General features: G+C 63.9%; 13 protein-coding genes. 12 read left to right on the top strand and 1 reads right to left on the bottom strand.

Annotated features, from left to right (window positions below):
• Window positions 1-193 precede the first annotated feature (193 nt).
• From J3D46_RS12020 to J3D46_RS11980, 9 genes are all read left to right on the top strand, one after another.
• On the top strand, window positions 194-1,777 hold the full coding sequence (locus J3D46_RS12020; protein ID WP_105693983.1) for an acyl-CoA carboxylase subunit beta: 1,584 nt from the start codon (window positions 194-196) through the stop codon (window positions 1,775-1,777).
• Window positions 1,774-2,019 (top strand): acyl-CoA carboxylase subunit epsilon, encoded by a 246-nt coding sequence (locus J3D46_RS12015; protein ID WP_231339364.1) that lies wholly within the window; start codon window positions 1,774-1,776, stop codon window positions 2,017-2,019. Before J3D46_RS12020 ends, J3D46_RS12015 begins: the two co-directional genes overlap by 4 nt.
• A 66-nt stretch (window positions 2,020-2,085) precedes the next feature.
• The gene (locus J3D46_RS12010) at window positions 2,086-3,768 is read left to right on the top strand and encodes a DUF885 domain-containing protein (protein WP_253467399.1); all 1,683 of its coding nucleotides are present in this window, start codon (window positions 2,086-2,088) and stop codon (window positions 3,766-3,768) included.
• A gap of 742 nt (window positions 3,769-4,510) precedes the next feature.
• Window positions 4,511-5,944 (top strand): dicarboxylate/amino acid:cation symporter, encoded by a 1,434-nt coding sequence (locus J3D46_RS12005; RefSeq protein WP_253467397.1) that lies wholly within the window; start codon window positions 4,511-4,513, stop codon window positions 5,942-5,944.
• Window positions 5,945-6,035: 91 nt separating this feature from the next.
• Window positions 6,036-6,485 (top strand): YbjQ family protein, encoded by a 450-nt coding sequence (locus J3D46_RS12000; RefSeq protein ID WP_253467394.1) that lies wholly within the window; start codon window positions 6,036-6,038, stop codon window positions 6,483-6,485.
• Window positions 6,486-6,633: 148 nt separating this feature from the next.
• On the top strand, window positions 6,634-7,359 hold the full coding sequence (locus J3D46_RS11995) for a TetR family transcriptional regulator (protein WP_253467391.1): 726 nt from the start codon (window positions 6,634-6,636) through the stop codon (window positions 7,357-7,359).
• A 1-nt stretch (window position 7,360) separates the two neighbouring features.
• Window positions 7,361-9,886: an MMPL family transporter gene (locus J3D46_RS11990; RefSeq protein ID WP_253467388.1), complete on the top strand. Its 2,526-nt coding sequence runs from the start codon at window positions 7,361-7,363 to the stop codon at window positions 9,884-9,886.
• Window positions 9,887-10,037: 151 nt separating this feature from the next.
• The gene (locus J3D46_RS11985) at window positions 10,038-10,697 is read left to right on the top strand and encodes a nucleoside triphosphate pyrophosphatase (protein WP_231339320.1); all 660 of its coding nucleotides are present in this window, start codon (window positions 10,038-10,040) and stop codon (window positions 10,695-10,697) included.
• Between the two features lie 118 nt (window positions 10,698-10,815).
• Window positions 10,816-12,630 carry a biotin carboxylase N-terminal domain-containing protein gene (locus J3D46_RS11980; RefSeq protein ID WP_253467385.1) on the top strand — a complete coding sequence of 605 codons (1,815 nt, stop codon included), beginning with the start codon at window positions 10,816-10,818 and terminating at the stop codon, window positions 12,628-12,630.
• Window positions 12,631-12,698: 68 nt separating this feature from the next.
• Here J3D46_RS11980 and J3D46_RS11975 read toward each other — a convergent pair whose 3' ends face one another.
• Complete coding sequence (locus J3D46_RS11975) at window positions 12,699-14,108, bottom strand: MFS transporter (RefSeq protein WP_231339304.1); 1,410 nt, start codon at window positions 14,106-14,108, stop codon at window positions 12,699-12,701.
• 294 nt (window positions 14,109-14,402) lie between these two features.
• On the opposite strand from J3D46_RS11975, the gene J3D46_RS11970 reads away from it, so the two are divergent.
• From J3D46_RS11970 to J3D46_RS11960, 3 genes are read left to right on the top strand one after another with little or no spacing between them, the layout of a single operon-like run.
• Window positions 14,403-15,815 (top strand): MFS transporter, encoded by a 1,413-nt coding sequence (locus J3D46_RS11970; protein WP_231339302.1) that lies wholly within the window; start codon window positions 14,403-14,405, stop codon window positions 15,813-15,815.
• Window positions 15,816-18,026 (top strand): molybdopterin oxidoreductase family protein, encoded by a 2,211-nt coding sequence (locus tag J3D46_RS11965; RefSeq protein WP_253467382.1) that lies wholly within the window; start codon window positions 15,816-15,818, stop codon window positions 18,024-18,026.
• Entirely contained in the window at window positions 18,023-19,585 is a 1,563-nt protein-coding gene (locus J3D46_RS11960; protein ID WP_231339294.1) for an FAD-dependent oxidoreductase, read from the top strand. Before J3D46_RS11965 ends, J3D46_RS11960 begins: the two co-directional genes overlap by 4 nt.
• Window positions 19,586-19,602 lie beyond the last annotated feature (17 nt).

The following is a 19,602-nucleotide window of genomic DNA, read 5'->3' as shown; positions in this document are numbered from 1 at the left end:
TAGCCCAACTATGTTACCGACGGGTAACATGGTGAGGGATTTGGCTTGGACGCGGAAAATTGTAGGGTTTCTACAGCGGTTCGCGGCAAAGGCGTCACTAGACTGGCCATCGGGGCCTGTTCTTTGTACGGAAGCTACTTAACCGTGAACGAACTGTGCCAGCGAAAATCAGCTACAGAGCCGGAGACACTTGATGAGCCACGATCTGACAACGACAGCGGGAAAGATTGCCGACTTCCGCGACCGCCAGGCCCGTGCAGAACAGCCTTCCGGCCCGGAAGCGATTGAAAAGCAACACGCCCGCGGCAAGAACACCGCCCGCGAACGCATCGACCTCCTGGTTGATCCGGGCTCGTTCGTCGAGTTCGACGCCCTGGCCGTCCACCGCTCCACGGCCTTCGGCATGGAAAAGAAGAAACCCCTCGGCGACGGCGTGGTTTCCGGATACGGCACCGTGGATGGCCGGCTCATCGCCATTTACAGCCAGGACTTCAGCGTCTACGGCGGCTCCCTGAGCCAGGTCAACGGCGAGAAGATCGTCAAGGTCCAGGAATTCGCCCTGCGCAATGGCTGCCCGGTTGTCGGCATCAACGACGGCGGCGGCGCGCGCATCCAGGAAGGCGTCGCCTCGCTGGCGATGTTCGCGGACATCTTCCGCAACAACGTCCACGCTTCCGGCGTGGTCCCGCAGATCTCCCTCATCATGGGCCCGTGCGCCGGCGGTGCCGCCTACTCCCCCGCCCTGACCGACTACGTTGTCATGGTGGACAAGACCTCCCACATGTTCATCACGGGACCGGACGTCATTAAGACCGTCACCGGCGAAGACGTGGACATGGAAACACTCGGTGGCGCCCGGCAGCATAACGCCACCACCGGCACCTCCACCTACCTTGCCTCCGATGAAGCAGACGCGATCGAATTCGTCCGCGAACTCCTGGACTTCCTCCCCTCCAACAACCTGTCCGAGGCCCCCGTCGTGGAGCACGACCAGGAACTGGAACTCAACGACGACGACCTCGCCTTGGACGGGCTGATCCCCGATTCCGCCAACCAGCCGTACGACATGCGCAAGGTCATCGAGCAGATCGTGGACGACGCGCACTTCCTGGAAATGCAGTCGCTGTACGCCCCCAACGTCATGATCGGCTACGGCCGCGTCGAGGGACACACCGTGGGCATCGTGGCCAACCAGCCCATGCAGTTCGCGGGAACCCTGGACATCTCCGCCTCTGAAAAGGCAGCCCGCTTTGTACGCCATTGCGACGCGTTCAACGTTCCCATCATCACCCTGGTTGACGTACCCGGATTCCTGCCCGGCAAGGACCAGGAATTCCAAGGCATCATCCGACGCGGCGCGAAGCTCCTGTACGCCTACGCCGAAGCAACGGTCCCCAAGCTCACCGTGATCACCCGCAAGGCCTACGGTGGCGCGTACATCGTGATGGGCTCCAAGAAGTTGGGCGCAGACCTGAACCTCGCCTGGCCCACCGCCCAGATCGGCGTCATGGGTGCCCAGGGCGCCGTGAATATCCTGTACCGTCGCGATCTTGCTGCTGTTGCCGAAGCTGGCGGCGATGTCGAGGCAAAGCGGGCCGAGATCATCCAGGGCTATGAGGAAGAACTCCTCAACCCGTACCAGGCAGCGCAGCTGGGCTACGTGGACGCAGTCATCGCTCCATCCGACACGCGCCTCCAGATCATCCGCGGGCTCCGTGCCCTCCGCGACAAGCGCGCGAGCCTGCCCACCAAGAAGCACGGAAACATCCCGCTGTGAGCACTCCAAAGCACCGGGCTGATTCCGCGCCTGATCAGGTACCCGCTGCGCCGCTTTTTTCGGTGGTCAAGGGCGAACCGACGGCCGAAGAGCTCGCGGCGATTGCCGCCGTCGTGGTTTCCCTTGGCGCCCCTGAAGCGACGGCCGCTTCCACGCCGAATGTTCGGCATTGGGTGCGTCGCCAGCAGCTTCGGTTGGACCCGTCACCGGGCCCTGGCGCATGGAAGCGCAGCCGCGGCTAGTTTTCCCGCACATGGAAAAGTTCAACAACCCTTTCACGTAAGCGGCGTCGCGGCTAGGCTCTGTGGGTGACTACTGCAAACACTCCTGTACGCCCGAAGTCCGCCATCGATGCCGTCGCTGACGCGTACACAGAAAAGTTGATCGAACTCAATCCCAGTTTCGCCACCACTCTGGGCTTGCCGGGACACGAAACCGAATACCAGGACTACTCCCCTGCCGGTGCCGAGGCCCATGCGGAGGCCACAAAGTTGGCATTGGATGCCTTGGCAGGCCTTGAGCCGTCCGATGATGTGGATGCCGTCACCCTCGACGCCATGCGCGAGCGGCTCGGCCTGGACCTGGAAATCCACGAGTCGGGTTGGGACCTCGCCGACCTGAACAACATTGCCTCTCCTGCCCAAGACATCCGCGCCATTTTCGATCTCATGCCTACGGACACCGTTGAACAGTGGGAGCACATTGCCGGCCGCGCGGCCAATGTTCCCGGGGCGATTGAAGGCTATCTTGAGTCCCTTCGCTCCGCTGCTGCCGACGGAAAAGTAGCCGCCGCCCGCCAAGTCCGGATCGTCGTCGAGCAGACCGGCCGCTACGCCGCTGAGGATGGTTTCTTCGCCAAAATGGCCGCTGCTGCCTCGGTGGGTGATGCGCCGCTGCCCGCGGATATCCAGTCAAAGCTCGACGCCGGGACTGCGGCCGCGCGTTCTGCGTACAGCGCTTTGGGCGACTTCCTTCGGGACGAACTCCTGCCCCTGGCACCGGAGAAGGACGCAGTCGGGCGCGAACGCTACGCGCTGGCCTCGCGTTCATTCGTTGGCGCTGAAGTAGATCTGGAAGAGACCTACGCTTGGGGCGTTCAGGAGCTCGAGCGGCTCATCGGCGAGCAGGAGAAGATCGCCAACCAGATCAAACCTGGTGCATCGATCGAAGAAGCCAAGAGCATCCTCAACAACGATCCCGCCCGCCAGATCAAGGGCACAGATGCCTTGAAAGCCTGGATGCAGGAACTCTCCGACCGCGCAGTCTCCGAGCTGGCTGACGTCCATTTCGACATCCCGGACGTCATGAGAACTCTTGAGTGCATGATCGCCCCCACCGACGAGGGCGGCATCTACTACACCGGCCCTTCCGACGACTTCTCCCGGCCCGGACGTATGTGGTGGTCAGTGCCGGCAGGCGAAGACACCTTCACCACCTGGTCCGAAACCACCACCGTTTTCCACGAAGGGGTCCCCGGCCACCACCTTCAGGTCGCCACGGCAACCTACCGCCGGGAACTCTTGAACAACTGGCGCCGCAATGTCTGCTGGGTCTCCGGCCACGGTGAAGGCTGGGCGCTCTACGCCGAGCAGCTCATGCTGGAACTGGGCTACCTTAAGGACCCGGGCGACCACATGGGCATGTTGGATGGCCAACGGATGCGGGCAGCCCGCGTAGTGTTCGACATCGGTGTGCACTTGGAACTGCCCGTCCCCGAACGTTGGGGCACCGGCACCTGGACGCCGGAGAAGGGCTTCGACTTCCTCAAAGCCAACCTCGACATCAGCGAAGGCCAGCTTCAGTTCGAATTCACCCGCTACCTGGGCTGGCCGGGACAAGCTCCGTCCTACAAGGTGGGGCAGCGTCTGTGGGAGCAGATCCGTGCCGAGCTGGAGTCCCGTGAAGGCTTCGATCTCAAGTCCTTCCACAGCAAGGCGCTCAACATCGGCTCCGTCGGTTTGGACGTGCTGCGCCGGGCGTTGCTGGGCTGACTCGGCTCGAGTGCCTCCGGCCAGAGGCTGGGGCCACTCGGTGTGCCGCGAGCACAGCCAACAACTCTCCCGCGGCCGAGGTCAGCGCACCAATCGATAGTCGTGAGCCGACGGAATGCCGTTCCTAAGGTCCTTCATGACAACGCGGGAGAACCAGCCAATATCAAACTCATAATCTTTGCCAACTTCGAAAGAAGAAGCAATTTCCTGTTGATTTTCAAAAGTTACACCGTGCGATACGGAAATCGTTCCACAGTTCGACGTTTCGACTAAAGTACCAGCGCTCGAAGCGGAGCCTCTGGAGCAGCCCATGCGGCCCCCGCCTTGCCGACAACCCAGGATCCCCCAGCGCCGGTCAAGAATCCGGTTCCGGCCGTGGCGAAGTACCCTCCGATGGTCTGATCTTGTTTATCGTCCAGGGCATAAGCCACGACGTTGCTTCCGGACCCGCCCACGCCGGCTGACAATGTGCTCCGAACGGTCGTGCTTCCCAGCACTGTGTTTGCCCTCGTCACGAGAGACGACGTTGAGCCCATTGCCGTCGCCACACGGGTTGCGTTGGGAGCCCATGGGCGACCTTCTTCGCGCACGACTAACCGTCGATGGCACGCAAGCTCCCCGGGGGGCCCTCAACACCCTCCCCTGAGAGCAACGTCACAAAGCGGCGGGAATAACTTTTGCGCACGTAACATTTCTCAACGTCCGTTCGCTATGTTATTGGCCATGCACCTAACGTGTTCCGGTGAGCACCTCAACCAACACTTCCCCAGCAGCTGGCAAGAGCGGCTTCCGGCTCCCCAAGTGGGCCGGTTCCTTCGGCGTCCAGATCATCGCGGCCCTCATTGTGGGCCTCATCCTCGGCCTCATCGCCAAGTACACGGGCAGCACCAAGGCCTCCCCAAACGGCCTGGGGGCTACTCTCCAGACGATCGGCTCCAGCTACGTCTCCTTGCTGCAGACCGCCGTCGTTCCTTTGATTTTCACCGCTGTGGTGAGCTCCATTGCCAACCTGCGCCAGGTCTCCAATGCGGCGCGACTGGCATGGAACACCCTGCTGTGGTTCGCGATCACCTCGCTGGTATCGGTGCTGATCGGCATCGGCCTGGGCGTGCTCCTGCAGCCGGGCGCGGCAACCGGCATCACCGAAGAAGCCAAGTACGCCGGCAAGACCGGTGACTGGTGGGCGTTCCTGATCGGCCTCTTCCCGAAGAACTTCCTGGGACTTGGCGCCAGCTCCACTGTGACCGAGAGCGCCAACGCTGCCACCACCGTCAGCACCGCGGTCAACTTCAACGTGCTCCAGATCCTGGTGGTCGCGATCGCCGTCGGCGTTGCCGCACTCAAGGTTGGCAAGCAGGCTGAGGCCTTCCTGACGTTCAACGCTTCAGCTCTGGCCGTCATCCAGAAGGTCCTGTGGTGGATCATCCGCCTTGCTCCGCTGGGCACGGTAGGCCTGATCGGTAACGCTGTAGCCATCTACGGCTGGGACACCATCGGTTCCTTGGGCAAGTTCACCGCCGCCATCTACATCGGGCTGGCTCTGGTGCTGTTCGTCCTCTACCCCATACTGGTCCGCATTCACGGCCTGTCCATCAAGCAGTACTTCTCCGGCGTGTGGCCGGCCGTGCAGCTGGCGTTCGTCTCCCGTTCCTCGATCGGCACGCTGCCGCTCACGCAGCGCGTCACTGAACGGAACCTCGGCGTCCCCTCCGGCTACGCTTCCTTCGCCGTGCCGCTGGGCGCCACCACCAAGATGGACGGCTGCGCAGCAATCTACCCGGCGATCGCAGCCATCTTCGTGGCACAGTTCTTCGGCATCAACCTTGATTTCAGCCAGTACCTGCTGATCGTTCTGGTCTCCGTCCTCGGTTCCGCCGCTACGGCAGGTACCACCGGCGCCGTCGTCATGCTCACGCTGACTCTGTCCACACTGGGACTGCCGCTGGCCGGCGTCGGCCTCCTGCTGGCTATCGACCCCATCCTGGACATGGGCCGCACCGCCGTCAACGTGGCTGGCCAGGCACTGGTCCCGGCCATCGTGGCCAAGCGTCAGGGCATCCTGGATGAGTCGCTGTACAACGCACCCCGCAACGGTGCCGCCTTTGCCGACGAGTACGCCGCCGACAAGGCAGCAGCCGAAAGCAACGAGCGCGAACTGGCCGACTCCAAGGCCTAGCTTCAGTCTTTTGACACGGCGTAAATCCCCCGGGGAGTCCTCCCCGGGGGATTTCCCTGTTTAAGAGGCCAAGACTGGATAGGCTCGGACCATGTTGATCGTCACTTCCAATGAAATCCCGGGCCACCGGATCGACGCCGTCTTCGGCGAAGTCATGGGCCTCACCGTCCGCTCACGGGACATCGGCTCGCAAATGCTTGCCGGCTTCCGCTCCCTCGGCGGCGGCGAGCTGCCCGAAATGACCAAGGCACTCTACGAAAGCCGCCAGGAAGTCATGGCACGCATGGTCAATGAAGCGCAGCAACGTGGAGCCAATGCCATCGTCGCCATGCGTTTCGACACGTCCGAGATGGGCACCAACTGGACCGAGGTCTGTGCGTACGGAACCGCCGTGTATGTCCTGCCGCTGGGTGAAGGGGAGCCCGGGGCTACGGGACAGTCGGTCTACCTGACCAAGACCGCCGCCCAGCAGCCAGCCCAGCCCCCACAGCCGCAGCAGCCGGGCCAGCCAATTCCGCCGGCTCCGCCAACCCAGTTCTAGGCAGCCAGTCTCCAACCAATCCAGGATCCCGTCCTCGCCCGCTCTCCGCTCCCCGTTCACCGGTGGGCGGAGCGGACGAGGGCGGGATTCTTTGCACCTACCAAAGCTCAAATTGCGCAGAGTGCAAACTTGCACTTAGTGTAAGTATGTGACCCAAACCAGCAACCACGGTGCCGCTGCGGAGTCGCCTGCCCATGCCGACGCCGCAGTCCCCACACGACGCGAACTCAACAAGGCGGCCACCCGCAGCTCCATCGCTTCCGCAGCCCTGGACCTTTTGCGTAGCAACGGGTCCGGGAATTTCACCGTTGAGGACATCGCCGCCAGCGCCGGCGTGTCCCGGCGGACTTTTTTCAACTATTTCCCCAGCCTTGAAGCCGCACTGTCATCCGTAGCCGACGGCTTTATGGACCACGCCCTGGAACAGTTCCGGCTGCGCCCCGCCGACGAGTCAATCCTTGAATCCGCGCAGGCAGCCCTCATGGCGCTGGCAGATCCCATGTCCGTGGCACCCATGGCCGAGCTGTTCAGCCTGACGCAGGACAACCGCTCGCTCGCGCGCTCCGAGCTGGAAGCCTGGGAACACTGCACCGGGCAAATCATCGATGCTGCCCGAGGCAGGCTCGGGGAGGGCATCAGCGAGCTCTACCTTCACGCTTTGGCTGGCTCCGTGATCTCCTGCGGCAAGGCGGCGATGACCGTATGGTTCGCCGAACGCGGGCCAGACCTCTCCGCGGAATCCCTGGCGGTCCTTCGCCAGCACCTCATCGATGCGATGGGCCTCCTGGGCGCCGGCTTCGCGCCGCCGTCGGACGCTTCTTTCCACGCCTCAGCTGCCTCCCCCTCCGTTCCAACCACCACAGATCGGTTCTGACATGGCTTCGTTCCTCTACCGTCTCGGCAAGTTTTCGTATCGGCGCCGCTGGCTGGTCATCTCCATCTGGCTGGCCGTCATGGTGGCAGTGGGCGGCTCGGCCGCAGCGTTCCACGGCACCATGTCCAACAACTTCACCATCCCGGGCACCGAAACCCAGCTGATGGCCGACAAGCTCAAGGAAGCCCTTCCCGATTCCTCGGGAGGTTCGGCCAGCGTGGTCTTCGACGCCGGCGACGGCGGATTCGACCAAGCCAAGAAGGACGCAGTGGCCGCTGCCCTGACAAAGCTTGAAGCCATGCCGGACGTGCAAGGAACGGTGAACCCGTTCACCACGCAGGAGCAACTGGATAACTCCGCGGCTGAGATCGCTGCCGGTGAGGCGAAGGCAGCCGAGGGCCAGGCCCAGCTTGACGCCTCCCGCGCACAGCTGGAAGCGGGCGAGGCCCAACTCGCCGGGGCGGAACAGCAACTGGCTGCCTCAGGCCTCACACCCTCCCAGATCGAAGCCCAGCTGGCTCCACAGCGCGCCGAACTTGCTGCCGGCAAGGAAAAGCTCGACGCCGGAGCCAAGGAAGCTGCCGACGGCGCCGCCGCATTGGCTCTGGGCAAGCGACAGCTCGAAGCCTCCGAAGGCCTCCGCTTTGTTTCCAGTGACAACAAAGCAGCAGTAGCGCAGGTCCAGTTCAAGACCTCCATTAACGCCGTTGACCCTGCCGTCCGCGAGGAAGTCCAGGAGATCGTCCATGCGGTCTCATCGGCCGGCGTCACGGCCTACGCCAGCAAGGAAATCACCGAAGATGTCTCGGAGATCTTCGGTATTGCTGAAATCGTGGGCGTCGCAGTCGCGGCCTTGGTGCTGATCCTCATGCTCGGCACTTTGATCGCAGCAGGCTTGCCGCTCCTGATGGCCCTCATCGGTGTTGCCGTTGGCGTCGGCGGAACGTTCGCCCTTACCAGCGTGATCGACATGAGCTCCATCTCCCCCATGCTCGCCCTCATGCTGGGCCTCGCTGTCGGCATCGACTACTCCCTTTTCATCGTCAACCGCCACCGCACCCAGCTCCTGGCCGGCATGGACGCCGAGGAATCCGCGGCACTGGCCACCGGCACTTCCGGTAACGCTGTGTTGTTCGCCGGTCTCACCGTCATCATCGCCCTGGCTGCGCTGGTGGTCCCCGGCCTGCCGTTCCTCGCAGTCATGGGTGTTGCCGCCGCGGCGACAGTTGCGGTCGCCGTCGTCGTCGCTTTGACCCTGACGCCCGCCGTTCTGGCCCTGATCGGCCGCCGACTCATCTCCAAGCGCGCTTGGGCCAAGGCTGCCAAGCACAACGCCGAGCCCGGCCACGAAGCAGCCGACCGCGAGCTCGAAGAGAAGCGCAGCAGCGGCGGCTGGGGCGGCATGGTGACGCGCCATCCTTGGGTTGCACTTATTGCCAGCGTGGTCCTGCTGGGCGCCTTGGCGTTGCCGGCCTCCCAGCTGCGGCTGGCACTTCCCGACGGCGGATCCGAGCCCGTGGATTCGCAGGCTTTCAAGGCTTACGACCTCACCCGCAGCAGCTTCGGGGAAGGCGTGACGGGACCGATCATCGTGGTCGGCGAGTTCCCGGAAGGCCTCAGCGAGAACGACGCCAAGAATAAGCAGTTTGACGTGGCGGACCAGCTTCGCAGTGTTGAGAATGTCGTCGCAGCCGTGCCCATTGCCCTGAGCGAAGACCGCCGCACCACCGTCTTCCAGGTCATTCCGAAGGAAGGTCCGGCCAGCGCCGGCACCGTGCAGGTGGTGTCGGATCTCCGGGCCAAGGGCTCAGCAATTCAGGACGACATGGACGTGACCATCGGCCTGACCGGGCAAACCGCGGGCAACATTGACGTCTCCAACAAGCTCGGGGCTGCCTTGCCACCGTACTTGGCGATCGTCGTCGGCCTTTCCCTGCTCCTGTTGCTCCTGGTATTCCGTTCAATCGTGGTCCCCCTGCTGGCAACCGGCGGATTCCTGCTGTCCCTCGCTGCTGCCTTCGGTGCCGTGGTTGCCGTTTACCAGTGGGGCTGGCTGGGAGGGATCTTCGACGTCGCCAATCCGGGCGCTGTCCTAAGCTTCCTGCCCATCATCCTCATCGGCGTGCTGTTCGGTCTCGCCATGGACTACCAGGTGTTCATCACCTCGGGCATGCGGGAATCGTTCATGCACGGCGAGACTGCCAAGCACGCGGTACGCTCCGGTTTCAGCCACGCTGCAGCCGTGGTCACCGCCGCCGCGATCATCATGGTCAGTGTGTTCTCCGGCTTCATCTTCAGCCACCTCACCATGGTCCGGCCGCTCGGCTTCGCCATGGCGTTCGGTGTGCTGATTGATGCCTTCGTGGTCCGCATGACCATCGTTCCCGCTGTGATGTACCTTCTGGGCGAGAAGGCCTGGTGGCTGCCCAAGTGGCTGGAACGGATCCTGCCGGACGTCGATGTTGAAGGCGCCAAGCTGGACCGAACGGACCGCTCGAAGGCCGGATCCGAGGAACTGGTCCACTAACCGTCTCTCACCTAACAACCGATATAACCGAACGCTCGCTCACTTGCTTGAGGCAAGTGAGCGAGCGTTCGGTTTAAGCACGCGGAAGGTGATAGGGGGTCGGCGGGATAAGCGCGGGAAGTGAGAGATGGTTGGTATTAGGCTGGGTGGCGTGACCCGATTGATTCTCGCCTCCCAGTCCCCCGCCCGCACCAAGCTGCTCACGGAAGCCGGGATCCAGCATGATGTCCTGGTCTCGGACGTGGACGAGGATGCGGTGCAGGCCAAGTACGGCGTGACGGACGCGCATGACACCGCGCTGCTTTTGGCACGGGCCAAGGCAGAGGCCGTTGCCGCGCTCCCCGAGGCCGAGGGCGCCCTGGTTATCGGTTGCGACTCCGTCTTCGAGTTCGACGGCGAGTCCCACGGCAAGCCTTACACCGCGGACGTGGCACGGGAGCGGATGCTGCGGATGAGTGGCTCGCATGGAGTGCTGCACACCGGACACTGGCTGGTGGACTGCAGGGATACCGAAGCAGATGCGGACGAGAACGAGACTCCCGAAGGAACCGGCGCCACGGTAGGGGCCGTATCCAGCGCCGAGGTCCACTTCGCCCAAATGAGCACCTACGACATCGACGCTTACATCGCCACCGGCGAACCACTCCACTGCGCCGGCTCCTTCACTATCGACGGCTTGGGTGGGGCCTTCATCCGCAAGGTCGACGGCGACCCGCACGCCGTCGTCGGGCTTTCCATCTCTACGCTGCGGGACCTGCTGGTCCACGCGAACGTGGGAATCACCGAACTCTGGGACAACGACGAGCAGTAGACGCCATTTGTAGCAACCCTACAAAGGAACATCGCCTCACACACGGAATCCCCCATCAATATGGGCGGAACCCTCACAATCGCGCTAGGCTCCCTGAAGGACAGAAGGAGTCAACAACTTGTCAGCTAACCCGGCGCAGCCCATTTCCAGCCCTCTTACCAAGGTCTTGATTGCCAACCGCGGCGAAATCGCGGTCCGCATCATCCGAGCCGCCCGGGACGAAGGCATCGCCTCCGTAGCGGTCTACGCCGACCCCGACCGTGATGCCCTCCATGTCCGCCTCGCCGACGAAGCCTACGCTTTGGGCGGCAACACCGCCGCCGAGTCGTACCTGGTGATGGACAAGATCATCGACGTCGCCAAACAGTCCGGCGCGGACGCCATCCACCCCGGCTACGGCTTCCTGGCGGAGAACGCCGAGTTCGCGGCCAAGGTCATCGACGCCGGCATCACCTGGATCGGCCCCTCCCCCGCAGCCATCTCAGCCTTGGGCGACAAGGTCCAGGCCCGCCACATTGCCGAAAAGGTTGGCGCTCCCCTGGTCCCCGGCACGGCTGATCCCGTGGAATCTGCAGACGAAATCCTGAAGTTTGCCGAAGAATTCGGCCTCCCCGTTGCCATCAAGGCAGCATTCGGTGGTGGCGGTCGCGGCATCAAGGTCGCCCGTACCATGGACGAAATCCCCGAGCTCTACGAATCTGCGGTCCGCGAAGCCACAGCAGCCTTCGGCCGCGGCGAGTGCTTCATCGAGCGCTTCCTCGATGCTCCGCGCCACGTTGAAACCCAGTGCCTTGCCGACGCGTTCGGCAACGTCGTGGTGGTCTCCACCCGCGACTGCTCACTGCAGCGCCGCAACCAGAAGCTCGTTGAGGAAGCCCCGGCTCCCTACCTGAGCGAAGAGCAGGTCAAGAGGCTTTACGAGTCCTCCAAGGCCATCCTGAAGGAAGCCAACTACCTCGGCGCCGGAACCTGTGAGTTCCTGGTGGGCCAGGACGGCACCATCTCCTTCCTTGAAGTCAACACCCGCCTCCAGGTAGAGCACTGCGTTTCGGAAGAAGTCACGGGCATCGACCTCGTCCGCGAGCAGTTCCGCATCGCCCGCGGCGAAGCACTCGGGTACGACGATCCCGAGGTCCGCGGCCACTCCTTCGAGTTCCGCATCACCGGCGAAGATCCGGGCCGCAACTTCATGCCTGCTCCGGGCACCATAAGCACGTTGAAGAACCCGACAGGACCCGGGATCCGGATCGACTCCGGTATCGAGCAGGGTGACGTCATCAGCGGCAACTTCGACTCCATGCTCTCCAAACTGATTGTCACCGGCGCTTCCCGCGAGCAGGCTCTCCAGCGTTCCCGCCGCGCCCTGGAAGAGATGGTTGTTGAGGGTATCCCCACCGTCATCCCGTTCGACCTCGCCGTGGTCACCGACCCCGATTTCGCTCCCGCTGAAGGACCGTTCAAGGTTCACACCCGCTGGATCGAAACCGAGTTCGTCAACAGCATTCCGGCATGGTCGGCCACGGGCACCGGTGCTGAAGCGCCCGACGCCGGTGAGCGCCAGCGCGTCGTCGTCGAGGTTGGCGGCAAGCGCCTTGAGGTCGTCCTGCCGTCGGGCCTGGGTGGCAGCGTCGCCGCGGTCTCCAGCGGTTCAGGTGCCAAGGGCGGAAAGTCCAAGAAGCGTTCCCGCTCGGCCGGCGCCACGGCTGCTGCAGCTGGCGGCAACGCCCTGACCTCCCCGATGCAGGGCACCATCGTCAAGGTGGCAGCCGCTGAGGGCGACGTGGTGGCCGAGGGCGACCTGATCGTGGTTCTCGAAGCCATGAAGATGGAGCAGCCCCTCACCGCCCACAAGGCAGGCACAGTGCGTGGCCTCGCCGCCACCGCCGGCGAGACCGTCGCGGCTGGCGCCGTCATCGCCACCATCGAGGACTAGCGCAAAGAACCCCTTAACGACGGCGGCTCCGCACCATTGGTGCGGAGCCGCCGTCGTTATTGGGCTACTTAGGCAACGTTGTTCTCGTAGTCCATGTCCTTGGTTTCACGGGTCAGCCAAAGAGCAATGAACGTGATCACCGCGGCGACTGCCATGTAGACACCCACCAGCCAGGTGCTGCCGTTCGCGGCAGACCAGAGCGCGATGGCAACGAACGATGCCGGAGCCGCCCCGATCATGGACGACAGGTTGTACGCCACGGCAGAACCGGTGTAGCGGACGTTCGCGGGGAACAGCTCCGGAAGGATGGCTGCCATGGGCCCGAACGTCAGGCCCATGAGCGTGAAGCCCACGATCAGGCCAACCATCGCCGCTGCCTGGCCCGGACCAAACATGGTGAACCAGAGCGCGCCGAACACGAAGATCCCGGCGGTGACACCCAGCAGGAACTTGCGGCGGCCCCACTTCTCCGCGAGCGGTCCGGAGACCACCGTGAAGATGCCGAAGAAGACGACGCCGATGATCAGCATCCACAGGAAGTCGGACCGGGTGATGCCAAGGCCGGGGACGAACGCCGCGACCTGGTCCGCGGTCATGGGCTTGCCTGCCTTTTCGGCTGCGGCCTGCGCGCCGGCCAAGGTGGGCTTGGTGCCGTAGGACAGCGTGAACGTGGTCATGATGTAGAAGAGCACGTAGGTAGCAAACATGATGAAGGTGCCTGCCACCACGGGGCGCCAGTGGCTCTTGAGCGTGGCAGCGAGGGGCAGCTTTTGGACCTTGTCCTGCTCGATCACCTTGGTGAAGGATGCGCTCTCCACCAGCTTCAGGCGGACGTAGAGTCCGACGATCACCAGCACGGCGCTCAGGATGAACGGAACACGCCAACCCCAGGCCAGGAACTCTTCGGCACTCAGGGCCACGTTCATCCAGATGAAGATGACGTTGGCGATGATGAAACCGATGGGAGCACCCAACTGCGGGAAGGTGCCGTAGATGGCCCGCTTGCCCTCGGGAGCATTTTCGGTGGCCAGCAGAGCCGCACCGGACCACTCTCCACCCAGGGCAAGGCCCTGGAAGAAGCGCAGGATCACCAGCATGATCGGGGCGAGGATTGCCCATCCCGGCATGGATGCCGTGGGCAGGAGTCCAATAAGGAACGTGGCAATACCCATGGTCAACAGCGAAGCAACCAAGGTGCCCTTGCGGCCGATCTTGTCACCGAAGTGGCCGAAGACCACGGCACCGATGGGACGCGCGAAGAAGGCAACACCAAAGATGGCAAACGCACTGAGGAGAGCATTGATGTCAGTGGCGTCGGGGAAGAAGAGCTTCGGGAAGACGAGTACCGACGCGGTGGCATAGGCATAGAAGTCGTAGAACTCGATCGTCGTGCCGATCAGGCTCGCGAAGATCACCTTGCCCCGCGAGTTCACTGGCTTAGTGGACTCGCCTTCCTTGGATGGTGCGGTGGAAGACATGTATTAGCAGCTTTCGTTCACGCCGGCCGATGCCCCAGGAGCCTACCCGGCGAAGGTTTATTCGAGAGTTCAATAATAGTTCCGGCTGTCCATTGACCGGACAACCAAGTCCAACATGCGGACGCGCAGGAAAATCTCATCCTGTGGTCCGGGCCACATTACCTCACCATGGCCTCACGCGCCGGTGACCCCTCCGATAGGGAAATGTCACAGCACGTTTACAAACGGCGCCCGTCCACGAAATGCACGAAACCTACCTTGGAATAACAACGTCCCCCACCAAGGAGCCACTCCGTGACTGTTGACCGCTCCGCAGAAGAACTGGCCCCCGCCCAGTCCACTGCCACCGCAGCCCCCGCCCTTGAACACCGCCCCGGCCGCTGGATTGCCAACTGGGATGCCGAAGACAAGGGCCAGTGGGAAGCCGAAGGCCGGTCCATCGCCAAGCGCAATCTCTACTGGTCGATCTTCGCCGAATTCCTCGGTTTCGTCGTCTGGCAACTGTGGTCCATCGTGGTGGTCCAGCTGCCCGCAGCCGGCTTCACCTTTGATACCAACCAGATCTTCTGGCTCATCTCCATCCCCAGCCTGGTAGGCGCTACGCTCCGAATCCCGTACACCTTCATGGTTCCCAAGTTCGGTGGCCGGAACTGGACCATCGTCTCCGCCCTCCTCCTCCTGATTCCCACCACGGGCCTGGCCATCTGTGTCTCGAACCCGGAAACGCCCTTCGGCGTCATGCTCCTGATGGCCGCACTCGCCGGTTTCGGTGGCGGTAATTTCGCCAGCTCGATGGCCAACATCACCTTCTTCTACCCCGCCCGCGAAAAGGGTTGGGCGCTGGGCCTGAACGCAGCCGGCGGAAACCTGGGTGCCGCCGTCGCGCAGCTCGTTGTTCCCATCGCCATCACCCTGCTGGCGGCCGGAACGGTGAACCTGCCGATGGCTGGCATCATCTGGATTCCGCTGATCATCATCGCCGCCTTTGGCGCCTACAAGTACATGAACAACCTCACCAGCGCCAAGGGTGATGTGGCCGGCTCGCTGGCCGCCCTGAAGGAACCGCACCTGTGGATCATGGCGTTCCTGTACATCGGCACCTTCGGTTCCTTTATCGGCTTCGCAGGCGTCTTCCCCAAGCTCATCAAGGACTACTTCCCGGACTTCTCGTCCATCCATGTCGGCGCAGTTGCACTCTCGTTGGCCTTCCTCGGCCCGCTGGTTGGCTCCCTGGCCCGCCCCTATGGTGGCCGTATGGCTGACCGCATGGGTGGGGCACGGATGACCATTGCTTCGTTCGCCTCCATGGCCGTCATCACCCTGACCATGATCTGGACGTTGCCGCTGAAGAACTTCTGGCTCTTCCTGACCTTGTTCCTGCTGCTCTTCCTGGCCAGCGGGTTTGGAAACGGTGCAACGTACCGGATGATCCCCGTCATCTTCGCAACGTCCAGCCGGGCAGCACGCTCCGGAGCACCCAGTGCCACCACCGCGCGGCTCGCGTCCTCCTCCCTGGGCCTGATCTCCGCGATCGGCGCCTACGGCGGATTCGTCATCCCGCAGGTACTCAATGCCTCCAATACGGCCAGCGGCTCCTACACCCCGGCGTTCTACGGATTCGTTGGAGCCTATGTCCTGATGCTCACCGTCTGCTGGGTCTGCTACATCCGCCCCGCCCAGAAGCGCAACACGATCGGACACATCTAGATGCCCAACGGCGCCGATACCCACTGCCCCTACTGCGCGCTCCAGTGCGCCATGACGCTGACCCCGGCTGCACCCGCAGTTCCGGGGGCAGCGGCAGCGCCCGCCGCAGAACCGGCCACACCCGCCGTGCCCTTGGAAGTTTCCGGGCGCGACTTCCCCACAAACCGGGGCGGGCTGTGCCGCAAAGGCTGGACATCGGCGTCGTTGTTGCATCACAACGGCCGCGTCACGGAGCCGATGCTCAAAGGTTCCGACGGCGTGCACCAGCCCATCTCCTGGGACCAGGCGCTCATGCTCATCACCGCAGCCGTCAAGGACACCCAGGCTCAGTACGGAAATGATGCCGTGGGAGTCTTCGGGGGTGGCGGCCTCACCAACGAGAAGGCTTACCTGCTGGGCAAGTTCGCCCGGCTCGCCCTGAGGACGTCCCGGATCGACTACAACGGCCGGTTCTGCATGTCGTCCGCGGCCGCCGCCGGCAACCGCGCCTTCGGCGTGGACCGCGGTCTCCCCTTCCCCGTCACGGACCTCGACACCGCGTCCGTGATCCTCATGCTCGGTTCAAACGTTGCCGAGACGATGCCGCCGTTCGTCCAGCACCTGCAGGGCGCGCGCGATGCCGGTGGGCTGATCGTGGTGGACCCCCGCCGCTCGGCTACTGCAGCGTTCACGTCCGACGGCGGCGGCCTCCACCTGCAGCCGACGCCCGGCACCGATTTGGCCCTCCTTTTGGGCATCAGCCATGTGGTGGTCCACGAAGGGCTCACCGATGCCTCGTACGTCGAGAAGAACACCAGCGGCTACGCGGCCGTGGTTCGCAGCCTCTCTGCGTTCTGGCCGGAGCGCGTCCAGTCCATCACCGGCGTCCCCGCCACCCTCATCCGCGAGACGGCCCGACGACTGGCCCAAGGCGCCCGCGCCGGTGGCAGCTACGTCCTCAGCGGCCGCGGCGTGGAACAGCACGTAGACGGCACCGATACCGCTACTGCGGCAATCAACCTCAGCCTGCTCCTTGGACTGCCCGGCTCAGCCCGCAGCGGCTATGGCACGCTCACCGGCCAAGGCAACGGCCAGGGCGGCCGCGAGCATGGCCAGAAGGCGGACCAGCTCCCGGGCTACCGCAAGATCACCGACCCCGCAGCGCGCGCCCACGTCGCCGGCGTGTGGGGAGTCGATGAGTCGCTCATCCCCGGCCCCGGCCTGCCCGCCGTCGAACTTCTCAAGTCGCTCGGAAAACCCGACGGCGTCCGTTGCCTCTTCGTGCACGGCGCCAATGTGGTGGTGTCCGCCCCGGACACCAACGCGGTGATCCATGGTCTTCGCAGCCTGGACTTCCTGGTGGTTTGCGACTTCTTCATGTCCGAGACCGCTGCCGAAGCTGACCTCGTTTTGCCGGTTACCCAGTGGGCCGAGGAAGAAGGCACGCTGACCAACCTCGAAGGCCGCGTGATCCGTCGCCGGCGTGCGTTGACGCCTCCCCCGGGTGTCCGGAGCGAGCTGTGGCTCATGGCCCGGCTGGCGGAGCTTCTTGAGGCCCCTTCGACTTTCAGCGATGATCCCGAGACTGTTTTCGAGGAGCTACGGCTGGCTTCTGCTGGTGGTCTGGCCGATTACTCGGGCATCGACTACGCCATGCTGGACCGCGGCGAAGCTGCCTACTGGCCCTACCCTGTGGGCAGCACCGGCACCCCGCGGCTCTTCGGCGATGGGTTCGCCCACGCCGATGGCCGCGCAGTGATGGTTCCCGTCACTCCCTCCAAGCGGGCTGTGCGTTCCTTTGCGGACGACTCCCTGGCACTCGCCACGGGCCGGCTGCTGGAGCACTACCAGTCCGGCGCCCAGACCCGCCGCGTGAGCGAGTTGATGGCGTCGCAGCCGCAGGCCCGGCTCCTCATCCACCCGGGCACAGCAGCTGCCCGCGGTATCGCCGACGGCGACTACGCCACCGTCACGAACGAGCGCGGCGAAGTACTTTGCCGCGCTGAACTCAGCACCACAGTCCGACCGGACACCGTCTTCCTGCCGTTCCACTTCCCCGGCCAGGAAAACGCCAACCGCCTCACCGAAGCGGCAACAGACCCCATCTCCGGCATGCCGGAATTCAAGACCAGCCGGGTATGGGTCCGGCGGGCAGTCTCCACAAAGAATCTGGCCTCGAGCACAGTTCCTGCCGGGACGCGACTGCCACTGCACGTCAAGGAGGCATCATGAGCGAACGCATTGTTGTAGTTGGATTCGGGCCTGTGGCATCGCGGCTCATTGACGAACTGCTCCCCGCCGTTCGCACTGGACTGGTGCAATTGCTGGTGGTGGGTCAGGAGATCGAGGCTGCATACAACAGGGTCATGGTTGCTGAGCTCGGCGTTGGCCGCACCACAGCCGAGGCTTTGGCGATGGCCGATGCGTCCGAGTTGACGTCCGACGGTGTTGACGTCCGGTTGGGCATCAAGGTCAAGCGGATCGACCGTGCCCGCCAGCACGTAGTCCTCTCGGACGGCACCACTGAACACTACGACCGTTTGGTGTTCGCCACTGGTTCCCGTCCTGTGATTCCCAACCTGACCGGACTCAACCCGGATCCCTCCCGGCCCGTCCTTCCGGCCGGAGTTACAGCTTTGCGTGATCTGCGGGATGCTGCCGTGCTTCGCGCCGCGGTTGCCGAAGGCAAACGTGTTGTGGTGCTGGGTGGCGGCGTGCTGGGTCTTGAGACCGCCCTCGCGGCCGCCGAAGAGGGTGCCCAAACCACGGTGGTGCACAACGGGCCCTTCCCCCTGGGACGCAGCATCGACCGCGGCAGTGGCTCCGTCCTCACCAACAGCCTGCGCGCCGGTGGCGTCCGGATGGCCGGCAACGCACGTTCCACCGGCGTGGAGACGGCCGGACCCGGCGGCAGCTTCTCGGCCTTGCTGCTGGATGACGGTTCCGCGATCGACGGCGATCTGCTGGTGTTGTCCTGCGGTGTCCGGCCCCGTATCGAACTGGCTGAGGGATGTGGGCTTCCTGTCGCCTCCGGCATTCTGGTGGACCACCATCTCCGGACGTATCACGAGCCGCACATGTTCGCGATCGGTGACTGCGCGGAAGTGCGCTGCCCGGACGCTTCCTGCGTTGATTGCCGTACCGCAGGTGGGCCTTCCGGCTTGGTGGGCCCGGGGTGGCGCCAGGCCGAATGGCTGGCCGAGTACTTGGTGGTTCTGGCCCGTGACGGCCAGGCTGCCGCGGATGCACTGGAGGCGTTGCCCAAGGAGAAGCCCGGAGTGGTGGTCTTGAAGGCGCGGGGCATCAACCTTGCAGTGGCCGGCGACAACCAGGCCGATCCTTGGGATGAGGAGTTGTTGGAAGCCGGCGCTGTTGCCGGACGTGCCCGTCGGCAGATCTCCCAATGGGCAGATCCGGAGCACGGCCGTTACGTGAAGATGACCACGCGCGGCGGGGTCCTGGAGGGCCTCGTAGCTGTGGGCATGCCCAGGACTGCAGCTGAACTCGTGGTGCTGTTCGAGCGTTCCTCTGAGTTGCCTGCCGACCGGTCCTTGCTGCTCCGGCTCGATGGGCCTGACCAGCTTGACGCCGGCGCAACCAGCAACGATCCCCAGCGGACCGTGTGCCGTTGCGCAGGGGTCAGCGCGGCCAGCATCGAGGACTCCGTTGTTGAAGGCTGCAGCACGGTCGGCGAGGTCTCCAAGGCCACCCGCGCCGGAACTGGCTGTGGAGGATGCCATGAGGACATCAAGGGGATCATCGAAAAACATTTCCAAGCGGCTGCCGCCTGACGCCGCGTAGCTCTCTA

Source organism: Paenarthrobacter sp. A20, from assembly GCF_024168825.1.
Classification (GTDB): Bacteria; Actinomycetota; Actinomycetes; order Actinomycetales; family Micrococcaceae; genus Arthrobacter.
This window is presented reverse-complemented; position numbering and strand designations above follow the sequence as displayed.